This window comes from Geobacter hydrogenophilus (assembly GCF_018501225.1).
In the GTDB taxonomy this organism is placed as follows: domain Bacteria; phylum Desulfobacterota; class Desulfuromonadia; order Geobacterales; family Geobacteraceae; genus Geobacter; species Geobacter hydrogenophilus.
In genome coordinates, this window is the sequence record NZ_JAHCZI010000002.1 from 1 (window position 1) to 17,926 (window position 17,926).

At 55.4% G+C, this 17,926-nt stretch carries 15 protein-coding genes and 1 pseudogene; all 16 read left to right on the forward strand.

Going from position 1 to position 17,926, the window contains the following annotated elements; translation table 11 throughout:
• Window positions 1-89: 89 nt before the first annotated feature.
• Window positions 90-263, forward strand: a pseudogene (locus tag KI811_RS19000) (AAA-type ATPase lid domain-containing protein); the annotation flags it as partial.
• 42 nt (window positions 264-305) lie between these two features.
• Window positions 306-449 (forward strand): helix-turn-helix domain-containing protein, encoded by a 144-nt coding sequence (locus KI811_RS19005; RefSeq protein WP_484840033.1) that lies wholly within the window; start codon window positions 306-308, stop codon window positions 447-449.
• A 318-nt stretch (window positions 450-767) separates the two neighbouring features.
• Entirely contained in the window at window positions 768-1,145 is a 378-nt protein-coding gene (locus tag KI811_RS03595) for a DNA-binding transcriptional response regulator (RefSeq protein ID WP_214185134.1), read from the forward strand.
• Window positions 1,138-3,789, forward strand: coding sequence for an XrtA/PEP-CTERM system TPR-repeat protein PrsT (gene prsT, locus KI811_RS03600; protein WP_214185135.1), 2,652 nt, complete (start codon window positions 1,138-1,140; stop codon window positions 3,787-3,789). The genes KI811_RS03595 and prsT overlap by 8 nt, the downstream gene beginning before the upstream one ends.
• Window positions 3,790-3,805: 16 nt before the next feature.
• Entirely contained in the window at window positions 3,806-5,170 is a 1,365-nt protein-coding gene (locus KI811_RS03605; protein WP_214185136.1) for a TIGR03013 family XrtA/PEP-CTERM system glycosyltransferase, read from the forward strand.
• 9 nt (window positions 5,171-5,179) lie between these two features.
• Window positions 5,180-6,028, forward strand: coding sequence for a polysaccharide biosynthesis/export family protein (locus tag KI811_RS03610; RefSeq protein WP_214185137.1), 849 nt, complete (start codon window positions 5,180-5,182; stop codon window positions 6,026-6,028).
• Window positions 6,029-6,043: 15 nt separating this feature from the next.
• On the forward strand, window positions 6,044-7,597 hold the full coding sequence (locus tag KI811_RS03615) for an XrtA system polysaccharide chain length determinant (RefSeq protein ID WP_214185138.1): 1,554 nt from the start codon (window positions 6,044-6,046) through the stop codon (window positions 7,595-7,597).
• 34 nt (window positions 7,598-7,631) lie between these two features.
• Entirely contained in the window at window positions 7,632-8,483 is an 852-nt protein-coding gene (locus tag KI811_RS03620) for an XrtA-associated tyrosine autokinase (protein ID WP_214185139.1), read from the forward strand.
• Window positions 8,480-9,907 (forward strand): TIGR03016 family PEP-CTERM system-associated outer membrane protein, encoded by a 1,428-nt coding sequence (locus KI811_RS03625; protein WP_214185140.1) that lies wholly within the window; start codon window positions 8,480-8,482, stop codon window positions 9,905-9,907. Before KI811_RS03620 ends, KI811_RS03625 begins: the two co-directional genes overlap by 4 nt.
• A 12-nt stretch (window positions 9,908-9,919) precedes the next feature.
• Window positions 9,920-11,077, forward strand: a complete 1,158-nt coding sequence (locus KI811_RS03630; protein ID WP_214185141.1) for an XrtA/PEP-CTERM system-associated ATPase — start codon at window positions 9,920-9,922, stop codon at window positions 11,075-11,077.
• 16 nt (window positions 11,078-11,093) lie between these two features.
• Window positions 11,094-11,900 carry a methionyl-tRNA formyltransferase gene (locus KI811_RS03635; RefSeq protein WP_246551332.1) on the forward strand — a complete coding sequence of 269 codons (807 nt, stop codon included), beginning with the start codon at window positions 11,094-11,096 and terminating at the stop codon, window positions 11,898-11,900.
• A gap of 131 nt (window positions 11,901-12,031) precedes the next feature.
• Window positions 12,032-14,002: an asparagine synthetase B family protein gene (locus KI811_RS03640; RefSeq protein ID WP_214185143.1), complete on the forward strand. Its 1,971-nt coding sequence runs from the start codon at window positions 12,032-12,034 to the stop codon at window positions 14,000-14,002.
• Window positions 14,003-14,111: 109 nt separating this feature from the next.
• On the forward strand, window positions 14,112-14,972 hold the full coding sequence (locus KI811_RS03645; protein WP_246551333.1) for a polysaccharide deacetylase family protein: 861 nt from the start codon (window positions 14,112-14,114) through the stop codon (window positions 14,970-14,972).
• Window positions 14,969-15,952, forward strand: a complete 984-nt coding sequence (locus KI811_RS03650) for a GNAT family N-acetyltransferase (protein ID WP_214185144.1) — start codon at window positions 14,969-14,971, stop codon at window positions 15,950-15,952. The genes KI811_RS03645 and KI811_RS03650 overlap by 4 nt, the downstream gene beginning before the upstream one ends.
• A gap of 167 nt (window positions 15,953-16,119) precedes the next feature.
• Window positions 16,120-16,356, forward strand: coding sequence for an acyl carrier protein (locus KI811_RS03655; protein WP_214185145.1), 237 nt, complete (start codon window positions 16,120-16,122; stop codon window positions 16,354-16,356).
• A complete protein-coding gene (locus tag KI811_RS03660) occupies window positions 16,353-17,921 on the forward strand; it encodes an acyl-CoA ligase (AMP-forming), exosortase A system-associated (protein WP_214185146.1) in 1,569 nt (522 codons plus the stop codon). Before KI811_RS03655 ends, KI811_RS03660 begins: the two co-directional genes overlap by 4 nt.
• Window positions 17,922-17,926: the final 5 nt, after the last annotated feature.

Sequence of the window (17,926 nt, forward strand, 5' to 3'; positions counted from 1 at the left end):
ATTGAGAAGTTCTCTCCCAGGGAGTGGTACACTTTTCAATTCCCGTAACTGGTACACTTTTACGTTCCCATTGACACCTTGCCGCCGAACTTGTCAGGGAGTACGGTGCGCGAGAAGGAAAGGTGCTCCGTTTTGACGACGAAGTAATGCAGGCCTTTCTGAACTACGACTGGCCCGGAAACATACGCCAGTTGGGCAACATCATTGAACGTGCCGTGGTCCTTGCGAAGAAGGACCGAATCACAACCAAGGAGCTTCCCGAAGAGCTAAAGCCCTATGTAGTGCGGGTTGAGAGCCGTCAGCAGGTGCGTACCCTTCGTGAACTTGAAGAGGCGGCAATACTTGCGGCATTGGAAGAGAGCGGAGGGAATAAATCGTGCGCGGCCAAGATGCTGGGGATTTCGCGAAAGGCCCTCTACAAGCGACTTGGCGAAATGGAGATTTTTTAGGGTGAGTTAGAAGTGTGTCCAATAGATACAACAACTATTACAGGTTTTGTATTCAAGGTGTATCCAGTGGATACACCTTTTTTTTGTCTTCTGCGCTGGAACAAATAAGTGTTTCCAAAGGGAACAGTAGTTGCCGTTTCGTTTATATTGAGCGGTGTGAAATCAATCCCTAAGGGAAGCTGTACTAGAATTATGTAATCATTACTTAAATTAATAATTGTAATAAATACAGTATGATAAATGTATTTATGTGATAACCAATAAAGATAATTTTATAAAGCGCTTCCATTGGGTATCCATATTGCTCCAATGGTGGGCATGGAACGCGAAACAATTCTAATAATTGATGAGGCCGGCTTCTCGCGAGTCTGTTCCGCAATTCTCGAGGCAGAGGGTTATCATGCGGAAACTATCCCCCACGAAAGCCTTGAGTCGCGAACAGTGTGCAATGATGGCGTGGGGTTAGTAATTGCGAGTTACCCTTACGGATCGCGTTTCTTTGAGGATCTCTGCCGGTTCAGTCTTCCAGTTATTGTCCTGACGGATCATATCAGCAAGGATCTCCTCTCTGCGCTCGAGGGATTCGAAAATTCCATCTGTATGATAAAACCCCTTGATTACAATAAATTCACCGCTGTCGTACGACAAATGATGGCCGGTACTTATACTGGCCAGGGAGGATACAGCATTGTTTAACAGACGTATTGCGCTGATAGTTCTTGTTGTGGCGACTCTTTCCGCTTGCGGGGGGAAAACGAAGGAAGAGCTTTACGCCGAAGCAGTCAAGGAGTTGGACAAGGGCAACGCCAACGGAGCGATTGTCCTTCTGAAAAATGCCGTTGAAAAAGACCAGAACTATTTCGATGCCCGTTACAAGCTCGCAAAGGCATATATGGCTGTGGGCAAATTCGAACAGGCGGAAAAAGAGTTTCAGAAAGCGCTCAGGCAAAATCCTTCCAATCCCGAAATCAGGCTTGACCTGGCAAAACTCTACAATTCAATCAACAAACCTGACGAGGCAATAGCTGAAGCCAAGGCGTATCTCTCAGCACGGGCCGGATCGGCGGATGCTCTGGAAGTGATTGGAACCAGCTACGGCCAAAAGAAGATGTTCGATGAGGCCGAGAAGTACTTGAAGGAGTCTCTCCAGGCTGAACCTGCCCGTGCATCGGCAATGCTGCAACTGGCAAAGGTTTATCTGGCGACAAAGCGGGAACAGGAGGGGATGGGGCTCATTGACGAGATCGTTCGGAAAGACCCCAAAAATACCAAAGCGTATTATCTTGCCGCCTACTACGAAGGTTATCGCGGCAACAGTGAAAAGGCCCTTGAATATTACCAAAAGATCATGCAGGCGGATCCCGATGATGCCAACGCGGCCTTCCGGATTGGAATGATGCATATAAGCAAAGGTGAAGCAGACAAAGCCGAACGCCTTGCCGACGATCTGATCAGGAAAGCGTCCAAGAGGCCGGAAGGACACCAGCTCAAAGGGATTGCCCTCTATACCCGGAAAAACTACGACCAGGCAATTACAGAACTCCAAGGTGTCGTGAAAAACTATCAGAATCCCGGCGCCTACTACTATCTCGGCCTGAGTCACTATCAACGCAACGATCTCGAGCTTGCCCTGAGTCAGTTCCGCAAAGTGATTGACCTCAACCCGAAGCACCTGCAGGCCCGACTCATGTCCGTTACGGTTCTGCTTCAGCAGAAGCGCATCGATGATGCTATCGCCGAGGTTAAACGAGTCATTGAGCTGGACGACAAAAATGCCTTTGCACACAACCTCCTCGGGAGCGCCTATATTGCAAAGGGGATGACCAATGAGGCGCTCAAAGAGCTCAACCGTGCGATCGAGCTTGAGCCGAATCTGGTCGATGCCCACATGAAGAAGGGAATCGTCAATCTGACGCGCGGGAAAAGGGCGGAGGGCGAAGAAGAGCTTGAGACGGCAGTAAAGGTTGCCCCCGATGTCCTCAATAGCCGGTACATGCTGGCAAGCTACTACATGCGCCAGAATAAGCAGGCCCGTGCCATAGAGGTGCTCAAGGCGGGGTTGAAGGGAGGTAAGCAGGATGCTCCTCTCTATAATATCATGGCCGCTGCCGCCTTCGCCGATAAGCGGGAAAAGGATGGTATTTCGTATCTTCAAAAGGCGCGAGAAGTAGATCAGGCATATCTCCCGGCTTCCTTCAATCTGGCATCATATTACATCAGCAAGAAGGACAACGGACGAGCAGTCGGGTTGTTCAACGAGATACTGAAGCGAGATCCTGTCAATATCAAGGCACTGATCGGCCTCGGCGCGATCAGTGAATCAGAGGGGAAGGCGCAGGAGGCACTCGCCTACTATACCAAGGCCAAGGAAACAAAGGATCCCGTCGGCTATCTCTCTCTTGCATCTTACCATATCAGGAATAAGGAGTCGGCCAAGGCCCTTGCTATAGCAAACGAGGGATTGAAGGGGACCCCGAACAATGGTGCGCTATTGGAGTTGAAGGGTGGACTTCTTGCGGCCGATAAAAAGTATGCTGAAGCCCTTAAAGTTTACGATGAGTTGGAAAAAGTCGCTCCGGCCCGTGCGATTCCGCTGAAGATCGGCTCCTTGGTGGCAAGCAAAAACATTCCCAAGGCCGTGGAGCAGGCACAGAAGCTTGTCGCCGCCAACCCCAAGTCTGCAGCCGGACATCTTGTTATTGCGTCGATCTACGAGAGTCAGAAAGACTATGACCGTGCCATTTCGGCTGTTAGAAGCGGAATAGCTGTTGAGCCCGGAAATCTTCGGGCGTCCATGGCCTTAGGTGGACTCTACGAGAAGAAACGGGATTTTGCCAGGGCTGTCGCAACCTACGACGACATCCTTAAGAAGAGTCCCAAGAATGCCTCAGCTATGTTTGCCAAAGGAGCGGCTTTCGATCAATCGGGCAAGAAAAAAGAAGCTGCCGCTATCTATCGTTCCGTACTCAAAATTGCGCCTGATTTTGTGCCCGCGCTTAATAACCTGGCATATCTGGCCACCGAAGGGCATGGAAGCAAGACTGAGGCTTTGTCGCTTGCCGGTCGCGCAAACAAACTTCAGCCCAATAACGCCGGGGTCATGGATACCTATGGCTATGCGCTGCTGTTAAACGGCAAGAGGAACGAATCGGTCAGAGTGCTTGAAAAGGCAGTCTCTCTCCTCCCGAACAATCCGGCCGTCCACTATCACCTTGCTATGGCCTATCGCGAGATGGGTGACAGGGCAAAGGCCAGCGCCAGTGCCCAGAAATCTCTTCAATATGGGGAGTTCCCCGAAAGTGCCGCGGCAAGGAAACTCCTTGCCGAACTGAAGCGCTAGAAGAGGACAAGAAGATATGAAGAAGATGGTCATCCTGCTCATAACCGGCGATATTGTCTGTACGGTGCTGGCATTGGGTATCGCCTACCTGGTCAGGTTCGGCACCGTGCCGGGCATGGAAAGTTTCCTGAGCCTCGCGGGAGCTGTCCAACTCGTGCTTTTGGTGGTTGCAGTCATCTTCTCCTCGTTCATGGTTGAATTCTATAACGTCGACAAAGATATGAAACTGAGGGAGCGCATCGCCCACTCGGCGATTTCCCTCAGCGTCTCTTTTCTGATTCTCTCAGCCATCTTCTACCTTGCGCCTGACTTGACCATCGGCAGGGGGCTCTTAGCCATGGCCCTGGTCATTTTGTGCCTCTGGCAGATTCTCTGGCATTTGTTCTGCCGTGTTTCTCTTTACCACCCTGGTCTGGCACGCCGTGTCCTGGTGCTTGGGACCGGACCACTGGCCCGGGAAATCGGGGGGCTTGTTTCGGCCACCAACCACAATCATGTCTTGGCAGGTTATTTTGGTTGCACCAACGAACCGATCTATGTCCCTTCGCACCACATAGTTGGCAATGGCGACGGGCTTGTTTCCGCAGCCCTCAGGGAACGGACCGACAAGATCGTCGTGAGCCTCTCCGAGCGAAGGGGGGCATTCCCCCTTAGCGAGGTCCTTAACTGCAAGTTCAGTGGAATTGAAGTCATAGATGCCCCGTCGTTCTACGAAGAGATCACCGGCAAGTTGATGATCGAGAACATCACGCCGAGCTGGTTCATATTTTCCAATGGTTTCCGCAGGACAGGCTTCGGCAGGATCATGAAAAGGAGCACTGACCTGGTTCTTTCGCTTGTGGGCATCATCCTTGTCCTTCCGGTCCTCCCATTCATAGCCCTCGGGATCAGAATCACTTCTCCCGGTCCCATTCTGTTTCGCCAGGTGCGCGTAGGGCAGGGTGACCGTCCCTTTGCCCTTTACAAGTTCAGATCCATGCGTGCCGATGCCGAGAAGGCATCCGGCGCGGTCTGGGCACAGAAAGACGACCCTCGCATCACCAGGTTCGGCAAATTCCTGCGCACCTCGCGGCTCGATGAGTTGCCCCAGCTCTACAACGTCCTCCGGGGCGACATGAGCCTCGTGGGGCCGCGGCCCGAGCGTCCCGAATTCGTCGATAAGCTGAAAGAAGTCATTCCCTATTATTCCGAGCGCCACTTCGTCAAGCCGGGAGTAACCGGCTGGGCCCAGGTCAAGTATCCCTATGGGGCTTCTGTGGACGACGCCATTGAAAAACTCCGTTACGATCTCTACTACATCAAAAACATGTCCATGCTTCTCGATATCATAATTGTTCTAGAGACTATCAAAGTGGTCCTTTTCGGAAGAGGAAGCAGATAAGGGGGGGAAATGGAAAGATTGAAAGGTATGCTGAAGTTTAGCTGTGGTTTTATTGCCGTTGTCCTTGTCGTGACGATGCTTTCAGGCAAGAGCGCTGTGGCGTCCGAAGGCTCCGACGGGGATTACGTCGTTGGAGACGGGGATTCCCTGATGATCTCCGTCTGGGGGGAAAAGGAGCTCAGCGGTACGGTTACGGTGCGGCCCGACGGCAAGATTACGCTGCCGGCCATTGGCGATGTTGTTGCCTCGGGGTTCACCCCCACAAAGCTCAGCGAATACCTTTCGGAGAAGCTCGCCAAGGTAGTCAATAAGCCGATTGTTACGGTAACGGTCAATACTATTACCAACAACAAGATCTACGTGTTTGGCGGTGGGGTTCCTTCCGGAGTGGCGGTTCTCCCCTCCCGTACGACGCTCCTTCAGTTCCTGATCCGCTATGGTAATTTCAGGGGGATTGATCTGGGGAATGCCTATCTGCTTCGTAACGGCAAGAAGATGGATGTGGATTTCCATTCACTGCTGGTCAAGGGAGATGTCGCCAAGGACATACCCCTCAAACCCGAGGATATGATCTATATCCCCGACAATGAAGCCTATAAGATTTATGTAATGGGAGCCGTGGCTAATCCGAAGTATGTTTTCTATCGTGACGGTCTCCGGATTCTCGATGCGATAATCGAGACTGGCGGATTTACCAAGTTCGCCAAGGAGAATGATGTCCTGATCGTCCGGAAGGAAGGAACCAGCACAACGGAGATCAGCGCCAAGGTCAAGGACCTCATGAAAGAGGGGGACATGACCCAGAACGTCCACCTCAAGCCCGGCGATTTTGTCATAGTCAAGGAAAGTATCTTTTAGCCTGGAGATCAACTAATGGTATCAAAGACGGAAGAGTTGAACAAATACCTGAAAATGCTCATGAAGAGGAGATACCTCTTCATTGTGGTATCTCTTGTGGTGATGTCCGTGATTGCCTGGGGGAGCTTTTTCCTCCCCAAGAAATATGAGGCATCGAGCACGGTATTTATCGAAAAGAGCGTCATCAAGGATCTGGTCAAGGGGATCACCTTTACCCCCTCTGTCGAGGACAAGGTGCGCATCCTGCGGTATGCCATGCTCAGCCGCACCTTTGTGACCAACGTGCTGAAATCTCTCGATGTCGACACGAAGGTGAAGAATGAAAAGGAGCTGGAAAAACTCATTGAGGATTTCCAGAAAAGGACGCAGATCAGCATAAAGGGTAACGATCTCTTTATCGTCAGCATCAGGGACAAGGATCCGAAGCTCGCCACCGACTATGTCAACACGCTTGTCCGAAAGTATGTGGAGGAAAACGTCTCCAGCAAGCGGCAGGACTCCTATGGCGCCAACCGGTTCATCACAGAGCAGCTCAAATCCTTCAAGGATAAGCTCGACCAGTCCGAGAACCAGATCGTGGCGTTCCGCCAGAAACGGGGCGTTTCCGTTGGCGTTGACGAGTCGCTCCTCGTCAAGGATATCCGCACCTTTCAGGCAGATCTCGACGCAATACGGATCAAGCGGAATGAGCTGAGCGCTACTCGGGATGCTCTCAGGCGCCAGCTCAAGAACATCAAACCCACTACTGTTGCCCTTATGTCACGAGAGAGTTCCAGCGAGGTTGAGATGCTTGAGCGCAGGCTTAAGCAGCTCACTGCGAACTATACCGACAACTATCCCGACGTCATCCGAATAAAGAGCCTCATCGAATCACACAAGAAGAAGCAGCAGTCGGGTCAGCCCGCTGAAGGTGGAAAAGAGGAGTTCAGCACTGCCAACCCCGTGTACCAAAACCTCGAGCAGCAATTGTATCAGGTTGAGGCGGAGCTGGAGGCTATCAACGCCAAACAGCGCCAGCTCCATGCAACCATCGGCGGCAAAGAGCAGGAACTTCGGAATGTACCGGCTGACCAGAAGACGCTGACCGATCTCATCAAGGAGCGCGACGCGAACCGCCAGATCTATGAGCAGCTACTCACCCGTCAGGGCCAGGCGGAGCTCACCAAGCAGATGGAGGTAGAGGACAAGGCCACGACGTTCAGGGTCGTTGATCCGGCCATCGTGCCGAAGAAACCGGTCAGTCCCGACCGGGTGAAGATGATCATCATGGGCATCCTTGCAGGATTCATCGCAGGCGCAGCAGCAGTTTTCGTTATGGAGATGTTCGACTCCTCAGTCAAGGATGTCACTTCCCTCAAGAAGCTGGGGTATGACGTGCTTGCAGTCATCCCCACCATCTTTAATCAGGAAGAGACTGACGCGGTGACGAAGAAGGATCGAAAGGTATACGTCGTTGCGGGGTGCTATTTCGCTCTCATTTGCTTGATGCTTACCCATGAACTGCTTGAACTGACACTTATCGAGAAAGTTCTCACCAAACTGGGGCTTGATCAGTTCATCATGAGCTGAGGCCCAACAGAGCAGAGAAAGGAACGTATAGCATATGAGCAGGATAGAGAGCATCCTTGAAAAAGCTGCAAAAATGCGGCAGGACAAGACGCCTGAAGGGAATACGGTCGCGGTCGAACAGCGGGAAATGCCCCGGCCGGTTATCGAGCCGGAAGTGTTTCAGCCCGACACCAGGATTGCAGTGGATAACCCCTATCTGGTTACAATCAGCGAACCCCGTTCCCCGATCACCGAAGAGTATCGCAAACTCAAGTCGATCATCCTGAAGCTGACAAACTCGGGGCAGTTCAAGAACACCATCATGGTCACCAGCGCCGTAAGCGGCGAAGGGAAAACCATCACGTCCATCAACCTGGCGGTGGCCCTGGCCCAGGAGTTCGACCACACCGTGCTGTTGGTCGATGCCGATCTGCGTCGTCCGGGTACCAGCAGCTATCTCGGCATCAGGGCTGAAGTAGGGTTGAGCGACTGCCTGTACGGAAAGGTCGACGTAAAGGATGCCCTGGTGAAAACGGGGATTGGCAAGCTCGTGGTGCTCCCCGCCGGCAGCCGGGTGGAGAACCCGGTGGAACTCCTCTCGTCCGGCCGGATGCAGAGCTTCATCGCCGAAATCAAGAACCGCTACCCCGACCGCTATATCATTATCGATACGCCGCCGCTCCTTTCCTTTGCGGAAACCTACTCCCTTGCCAATATGGTCGACGGGGTCATATTCGTGGTGAAAGAGGGGGGCGCCACCATGAGCAACGTCAAGGACGCCCTCGGTCATCTCAAAAAGGAAAAGGTCTACGGCGTGGTCTACAACAACGTCGGCATCAACCGGTTTGACGAAAACTACCGGTACCGCAACTACTACGCTTACTACAAGGATAACGGTGCCCAATGAGAAAAGTGGTCATGGGTGGAATGCTTATGTCATGTTGCGTGGCAACCACTGCCCACGCGGAATTGAAGCTGACGCCAAGCCTTATTATCCGCGAGGAGTACAACGACAACATCGATCTGACGAACGACAACCGCCGGGACGACTTCATCACTACCATCGTGCCGTCGGTCAATGCGCTGATCGATACCAATCTCCTGAAGCTGAACCTGGATTACGGGCTGTACTTCAAACTCTTCGCGAAACATTCCGACAAGAATGATACATCCCTTGCCAGGACCCAGCGGATACGCCTCGATTCGACCTTCAACCCCATACGGGACATCCTGTTCCTCAAGATGAGCGAGGTGTACGCCCGGGTCCCCATCGACGACCGCCGGCAGGTGGGGGTCGGCAATGATTTCGTCAATACCACCGACTCCAATATCTTCACCGTGAATCCGTACCTTGTCTACCCCATCACGAGCAGCATCAGCCTCACTGCGGGGTATACCTACAAGAACACCTGGTATGACGACCCGCAGGGGCAGAGTGCCCAGGATCACACCATTACGGGAAGGCTTACCAAGTCCTTCGGCGAGAGGCTGTCGGTTTACGGGGAATATGCTTACCGTATACATCGGCCGAAGGATAATTTCAGGAACAACATGGAGTTTATCTCTCTGCTCCTTGGTTACAAAAACGGTATACCACAGTTTTATGATTTCGAGCTGTTATCCGCACAAAGCACCGGCTGGCATGGCTACGACACCCATACCGGCATGATAGGAACGGTTTTACAGATTACACCGAAACTGGCCCTTAACGGTTCCGTCGGCAAAATTTACTATTATTACGTGTTGGGAACTCAGACGGATCTTAGACATGTATTTCATCCTGTATCGGGAATCTATCTCGGGGATTATCCGTCATCACAGCAAACTAGCCCCGCAAACACCGATTCCCTCATCTGGAACGCCCAGGCGAACTACCTCCTCTCCGATCGTTTTTCTCTCGAAGCGCACTATTCCCAGGATTTTACCGATTCGGTGGATCAGGGCGTGTACAAGAGGGATACTTTTGGCGGCTCGATAAAATATAACCATGCAATCGAGACCACCCTTGGTGGTTTCCACACAAAAAGCAGCTATCAGACGGTCGATCGCGAGGATATATCCACCGGAGCCACCCTGAACGCCCGGATCCCCCTGGGGGCTAACCTGGCGGCAAACCTCCTCGGTATCTACACTCACTACAAGTTTTCCCCCGACAACGTGAGGCCCATAACCGAAAAGACCAACCGCTTCAGTGCCCAGGCGGGCCTTGACTACACCTTCAGGATCATGACGATGGGCCTTGGCTATACGTGGAACTTCAACGACTCCAACATCGATACGAATGATTACCGCAACAACATCGTCTGGCTGCAGGGTAAATTAACCTACTGAAAGCTCAAAACCATGTACGAAGAATTTTTCGGCTTCACCGCAAAACCCTTTGAACTGGTTCCCGATCCCGAGTTCCTCTATCTCAGCCGGGTCCACAAGAAGGCCATCACGTACCTTGAATACGGCATCAGGGAACGCAACGGCTTTCTGCTGATCACCGGCGAGATCGGTTCGGGCAAGACCACAATCATTCGCAACATCCTCAAGAGCCTTGACGAGAAAGTGACCCTCTCGAAGATCTTCAACACCAAGGTCACGTCGGAACAGCTCCTGGCCATGATCAACGACGATTTCGGCCTCGACGTGGCCGGCAAGGACAAGATTGCCCTCCTGCGCCAGCTCAACGAATTCCTCGTGGATGAATTCGTTGCCGGCCGCCAACCGGTGATCCTCATCGACGAGGCCCAGAACCTCGATATCGATCTTCTCGAAGAAGTGAGGCTTCTCTCGAACCTGGAGACCGACAAGTCCAAGCTGGTCCAGATCATCCTCGTGGGGCAGCCCGAGCTGCGGCGAACCCTTGCGGACGACAGGCTCCGGCAGCTCCGTCAGCGCATCTGCATCAGTTGCCACATCGATCATCTCTCCAAGGCGGAGGTGGAGGAATACATCTTCCACCGGCTGGAGAAGGCGGGCAACCGCGCCGCAGTGGAGTTCGGCGAGGGGGCCATTGGTCTGATCTATCTCTTCAGCCGGGGAGTGCCGCGGCTCATCAACATCATCTGCGACTTCCTGCTCCTGTCGGCCTTTGTCGAAGAGAAAAAGGTCATCTGCACCGATCTCGTGAAGGAAGTTATCGGCGAGATCGAATCGGAGAGCAAGTTCTGGGGCGACGAGAGTGACGGAGAGAAAACCCGAATGACCGCCGCCAACGGCAAAGCCCTTGAGGAGATGTCCGCAAAGGTGACTCGCCTGGAGGCCACCCTTGGTGATGGCGGCGCTGCTTCTTCGGAACTAGCGAACCTTTCGGAGCAGATCAAGATGCTCGAAAAGATTCTCAACGGTACCGTGCTGGCGCTTCAGTCGCGGATAGACAGCACCGATGCAAACATCAGCGAGATGCGCCTCGACATGGAAGAGCTCTTCAAGCTTATCAAAATGGTAGATAAAGGCGGCAAACAGCTTCCCGAGCCTCCCAAAAAGGGCTTCTGGAACTGGATGACGAGTTGATGGAACGACAATGCCCATGAGCGCAACGACAAGCAAAAAACTGAATGTCCTGTTCATCACCCAGGACGACCCCTTCTACGTCAGGCTCTTCTTCGAGGAGTTCTTCAAGTCTTTCAACGAGCTTGCGACTATCAAGGGTGTCGTCGTCGCCGCTGCCATGGGGAAGAAGGGCCCCGTGCAGCTGGCCCGGCAGATGTACGACTTCTACGGTCCCATGGATTTCGTTCGGGTCGGTACCCGCTATGCGGCCCACAAGGTGAAAGCCAGGATACCGGCCCTGGCCGGGGGGAATTTCTACAGCATCGGCCAGCTCTGCGCCCATCATGGCGTGCCGGTCTTCAGCACCAACCGGGTCAACTCCCCAGAATTCCTTGCGTCGCTCCGGGAGATGGACCTGGATCTCATCGCATCCGTTGCCGCCCCGGTCATCTTCAAGAAGGAACTGGTGGAACTGCCGCGGCTTGGCTGCATCAATATCCACAACGGCGCGCTTCCCCGCTACCGGGGCATGCTCCCCAATTTCTGGCAGATGTACCACAATGAGCGGCAGGTGGGGATCACGATCCACGAGATGAACGAGAAGCTTGATGACGGGCGGATACTTCGCCAGGAGATGGTCGATATCCTCCCTGGCGAAACCCTCGACTCCCTCATCCGGCGGACCAAGATCCTGGGCGCCCACGTCATGGCCCGGGCCATTGCCTCGCTGCGGGACGGCACCGCCACGTACCGCGAGAATCCCGCGTCCGAGGGGTCCTATTTTTCCTTTCCCACCAAAGACCATGTGCGGGAATTCAAACAGAACGGCAAAAGGCTGATCTGAGGAGAACTTCTGCCCCTCTCCCCCGGGGAGAGGGTGGCCGAAGGTCGGGTGAGGGGAAGGCAGTCGACAGTATCGAGCGGGGATTACGTTGATTGAGAACGGCTTGACGTGACCACAAGGGAACACCACCAATGAGTCAGGGGATTTTCGGGATAATCGATTTCAGGAACGCCATTGCCGACAGGGATGCGCTGGGTAATGCCATGGCGACCTACCTGAAGATGAGCGGCAGGGGAGAATTCTCCGTCTCGGAGGGGCCTGGCCATCTCATCGGCATGCAGCGGAGCGCCGCCGACTCCCCGAGCCGCCAGACCCGCATCGAGCACGATCCCGACGCCGGCCTTACGGCGGTCATCCATGGCGAGGTCAACAACTATCGGGAGCTTCTCTCGCAGCATCCACCCTCGGGGCGTCCCTGCCGCGGCGACCTTGACCTTGCTCTGCGCATGTACCGGGGCAACGGCGCCAGCTTTGCCCGCTCCATCAACGGACTCTTCACCATCGGCATTCTCGACGAACGGGAAAAGACCTTCCGCATCATGAACGACCGCTTCGGCCTCGCCCACCAGCTTTACTGGACCGTGGCCGACGGGCGGCTTATCTTCGCCACCCATCTCAAAACACTCCTGGCCTGTCCAGGGGTAAGGCGGGAACTGGACCACGAAGGCCTTAACCTGTTCCTGAAATACGCCTACATCACCTCTCCCTGGTCGGTCCTCAAGGGGATCAACAAGCTGCCGCCGGGACACATGCTCACCTTCCGCGACGGAAAAGCGGAAACCGGCCCCTATTGGCAGTTCGACGCCGTGACCCGTCCAGGAATGACCATGGAGGAGGCGATCCCCGCCTACCGCGAGCTGCTGCGCGGCGCCATCGCCAGGCGCATGGGGAGCGACGGCAGCACCGGCGTCATGTTGAGCGGTGGGCTCGATTCCAGCGCCAACGCGGCCTTGGCCGCCTCATGCTCCAGCACGCCGGTCAAGACCTTCTCCATAGGTTTCGACGATCCCCGCTTCGACGAGCGCCCCTTTGCCCGGATCGTGGCAAAGCACTTCGGCACCGACCATCACGAGTACACCATCACCGGCCGTGAGATCGACGATCTCCCCTCGCTGGTATGGCATCTGGAAGAGCCCTATTTCGAGTTTGGCCTCTTCCTCACCTACATGGGGCTCAAATCGGCCAGCGGCCACGTCCAGGCGGTCATTGGCGGCGAAGGGGCCGACCAGATGTACGGCACCGGCGGTTTCGCAGGCGGCAGACCTGCCGCTGTCCACTATCTTTTCCGCAAGAGCGGCATGATCGGGCCGGCCCGGGGGGTGTCCAGGCTGCTCCGGGGCCCCCTGTTTTACGACAGCGACAACCTGGGCTTCCAGATGCGGCTCTTCTGGAACCGGGCCGCCGATCTGAACGACTGGTACTTCTACGGTTACGACGGCCACGAGCTGAGCCGGCTTTACAAAAACAACCGCCTGGCCCATGTGCCGCGCATCTTCGGTGAACCCTGTGGCAGTCCCGAATCCTTCGCCCAGGTCTACCTGGAAACCCAGATTGAGCAGGACATGCGGCACTACGTCAACGAGAACGTCATGGTCAAATCGGGCCGCATGGCCGACATGCTGGGCCTGGTGCTGCGCGAGTCGTTCCTGGACGCCGATGTGGCCGACTTCCTGGTGTCCCTCCCCATGCCCGTCAAGCGGGGAGGGGGGCTTGTGGATCACCTCCGGGGACGGTTCAAGAGCAAGCTCTTGCACCGCAAGGCCATGGAGGGGATCCTCCCCCCTGAAATCATGTCCAAGCCCAAGCAGGGGGGATTCGTGCCGGTCATGATCTTCCTCAACGACCCGGTCCTGAGGAAACGGATTTACGATAAACTGCTCCGTTCCGAAGTCATGGGAGAGTATTTCCGCACCGACTACCTCCGTACCCTGTTCGAGAAATACGAGTCGTTCCAACAGGGGCCGGTCGGCTGGCCCAACTTCCTCAACTCCAAGGCCAACCGGATCTTGTTCCTGCTTACCTTCGACATCTGGCACCACTGTTATCTCGCCAACGATCCCCTCGGCGTCACGCCGCCGAGTTTGAACGAGTATCTGGGGTAGCCAGGTAGTTCCCTCTCCTTGAGGGAGAGGGTGCCCGAAGGGCGGGTGAGGGGGCTCGCGAACGAGGCAATTTACCCCTCACCCTGGCCCTCTCCCCCGGGGAGAGGGGATGAAAAACAGAGGAAACGGCTTCAGGAAGATAATGAATAGTATTCCGGTAATGACAGCCCCGGTTCTCATGTACCACGAGGTGACCGCCGCCAGCGAGCAGGACAAGGCGGTGAGGAAGACCAACCCCGCCTACTGCGTTACGCTCGATGCGTTCCGCAGACAGATGGAGCACCTGGCGGCCGGCGGCTTCCGGTCCCTCTCACTGGATGACCTCATGGCCGGAGACACCGGACCGAGCGGGGTCGTCATCACCTTCGACGACGGCTGGGACAATAACCACGGCACTGCCTGGCCCATTCTCACAGAACTGGGACTCACCGCTACCATCTTCGTGGTGTCCGGCTTCATGGGACAGCCCGACTACCTGACGTGGGAGCAGGTACGGGAGTTGGCCGATGCCGGCATCTCGATCCAGTCCCATACGGTCAGCCATCGCCCCCTGGGGCTCCTCGCCGATGGTGAGATACGGACTGAGCTGGAGGATTCGAAAAAAGCCATCGAGGATCGGATCGGCCGCGCCGTCAACCACATCAGCATGCCCCAAGGGGTCTTCGACCGCCGCGTTATAGAGATGGCCGCTCAGGCTGGCTACCGCTCCGTAAGCACCTCAGAGCCGGGGGTGCGGCACAGGGGGGGAAACCCGGCAGTACTGGGGAGAATCAACGTCTCGGGGTCCTATGACCTCGCCACCTTCGGCCGGATCGTTGCCGGTGATCGGTCGGTGCTCCTCCCCATGATCCTCAACAAAAAGGCAAAGAATTTCGTCAAGAGCCTGGTGGGGTACGGCACCTACCGTAAACTCTACCGGTTCTGCTACCGCATCGACGACTCCGGAACGGGGACTACCAGCAATCCATGAAACGTACGCTTGACTATACCTTCACGACCAATTACGCGGAGCACCGCCAGAACATCCACTCTTTCTGGGAGCGGATCAACGGCCACCGCAACGAGCGCTTCTTCGACTCCTTCTATGCCGGCAACCCGGCAGGGGAGCCATATCTGGGGCTCTGCTACGACGGTGAGCGCCTAGTGGGGCAGGAAAACTACATTCCCCAGGAAGTGGCCTTTGCAGGAACCCTCTACCGCAGCGCCATGGGGGTCAATACCCTGGTTGATCCCGACTACCGGCTCTTCCACGGTGTCTTCGGCAAGCTCTGCCGTCTCACCACCGATGAGCTTGAGCGGAAAGTCGATCTCCTCTTTGCATACGCCAACGAGGAGTCCAAGAAGTATTACCTGAAGTACTTCAACTGGAAGATAACTGCCAAAGTTGGGGTCTACAAGAAGATTACCAATGCCTCGGGGCTTAATGCCGAAAGCGTACTTTCCTTTGTCAAACCCGGCAGGCGCCATGCCGACCTGAGTCTTAACCTTGTATCCCGGTTCTCCCCCGAGCAGCTTGACCCCGTGCTCGAGCGGTATCGCCACGCGTCGAAGCACGCCTACTTCCACAAGAGCGCCGCGTTCCTCAACTGGAAGTTTCTCGGCAACCTCCACTACCAGACAACCGGCTACCAGATCGTGGCAGGCGACCAAATTTGCGGCTACTGCGTCACCTACGACACCGGTGGCGAACGGAAGATCCTCGACATCCTAGTGGAGGGGGACGACCACGCACTCTTTCGCAAGGCCATGTCGCACCTCGCACGTCTGGCAAGCGAGCAGGGGATTCAGCGGCTCGTCATCTATGCGACGCCCGACGCCTGGTATGAGCCACTCCTGCGGAAAATGGTCTTTCTCAAGCGGTGGGAGATCGATTTCCTCACCCACGCATTTACGGAAAATCTGCCCCAGGCGGGGTGGGTTGTCCAATGCGGTGATTTTGATATGTTCTGAACAACTGCAAAAATCTTGACCACGAAAACACGAAATTTCGAAAGCACGAAAGTAAACCTTTAAAAACCTAAACAGCTTTTTGCTTTTTATGCCTTTTTTCGTGCTTTCAACCTTTCGTGCTTTCGTGAGTAGTTTTTTTATTTATTCCAAAACCAGAGGTACTGAGCATGACCATCGAAACCCAACTCATCACCTACTTCAAAGAAACCCTCGATGCCGATGTCTCCGCCGGCACTCCCCTCATCGAGCAGGGGATCATAGACTCCATGGGTGTCATGGAGCTTATAACTTTCATTCAGCAGACCTTTGACGTCGAATTCGACGTCGATGACATGACTGTCGAAAAGCTTGGCACCGTAACGGCTATTTCGCGCCTGATCACATCCAAGAGGGGGGAAGCATGAGTCTGAGACCGTACCTGGTAGGCCATCTGCTGGAAGACACCGCCGCGCGGTTGCCCGATAAGGTTGCTGTCAAACACCACGACCGGACCATTACCTACGCCCAACTGCACGAGGAAGCCCTCAAGATGAAGGGGCTCATTCGCGGGCTCGGCATCAAGCGGGGCGAGCGGGTCGGCATCTACCTCGATAAGTCCATCGAGCAGCTCACCGCCATGTTCGGCGCCACCCTGGCCGGGGCGGTCTTCGTCTTCATCAACCCGATCCTCAAGAAAGAGCAGATCGAGTACATCGTCAACGATTGCCAGATCCAGCTCATGATCACCACCAGTGAGCTGTTCCGCAAAAATCACCTGGCCGCGCCCCAGAAGCTCATCCATGTGGACGAGCCGGAACACGACCGGGAAGGGTACCCCTGCTGGCCCAAGCTCAAGGCCACGCTCCCGGCTGACCACACTTCGGTGTCGGGGTTCTCTCCGGACATCGCCTGCCTTATTTACACATCAGGCTCTACCGGCATGCCCAAAGGGGTGGTGGTGCCCCATAGCACTGTGGTGGACGGGGCCGAGATCGTCAGCACCTACCTGGAAATCACCGAAAAGGACCGGATCATCAGCGTCCTTCCCTTCAACTTCGACTACGGCCTCAACCAGGCCACCACCGCCGTCCTCCACGGTGCGACCCTGGTGCTGCACCAGTTCGTCATGGTCAAGGATCTCCTGGACCTCCTCGTTAAGGAAGAGATCACCGGCTTTGCAGGCATGCCTCCCATCTGGGCCAAGCTCTTCAACGACAAGATCAAGCTCACCTACGGCTCCGACTTCCCCCACCTGCGCTACCTCACCAACAGCGGTGGCAAGGTGCCCCGGATCATGGTCTCCCGCATCCGCGAGTTCTTCTCAAACTCCCGGCTCTTCCTCATGTACGGGCTCACCGAGGCGTTCCGCTCCACCTTCCTTCCCCCTGAAGAGCTGGACCGCCGGCCCGACTCCATCGGCAAGGGGATTCCCAACGTGGAGATTCTGGTGGTGAACGCCAAGGGCGAAGAGTGCGCGCCGGGCGAAGAGGGGGAACTGGTCCACCGTGGCGCCCTCATCACCCACGGCTACTGGAACGACCCGGAAAAGACCAAGGTGATATTCAGGAAAAACCCACGCCTTGCCGACCAGCCGCACCTGCACGAGACGGTCGTCTACTCCGGCGACGTGGTGAAAAAGGACGAGGATGGTTTCCTCTACTACGTCTCCCGCCGCGACGAGATGATCAAAACCTCCGGCTACCGGGTGAGCCCCACCGAGGTGGAAGAGGTGCTCATCGGTCTTCCCGGCGTAAGTAACGTGGTTGTCTTCGGCAAGGAGGTGGAGTCGGGCGATCAGGTCATCGTGGCCGTTATGGAAACCGACCACGAGGAGGAGCACAAAAAGGAGCTTCTCAAGGAGTGCCGCAAGCGGCTCCCCACCTACATGGTCCCCCAGGAGCTTCACTTCGAGAGGGCGTTCAGGAAAACCGCCAACGGCAAGATCGACCGCTCGGGGATCAAGAAAGAGTGGCTGGCGGCAGGGAAGTAAGTGTA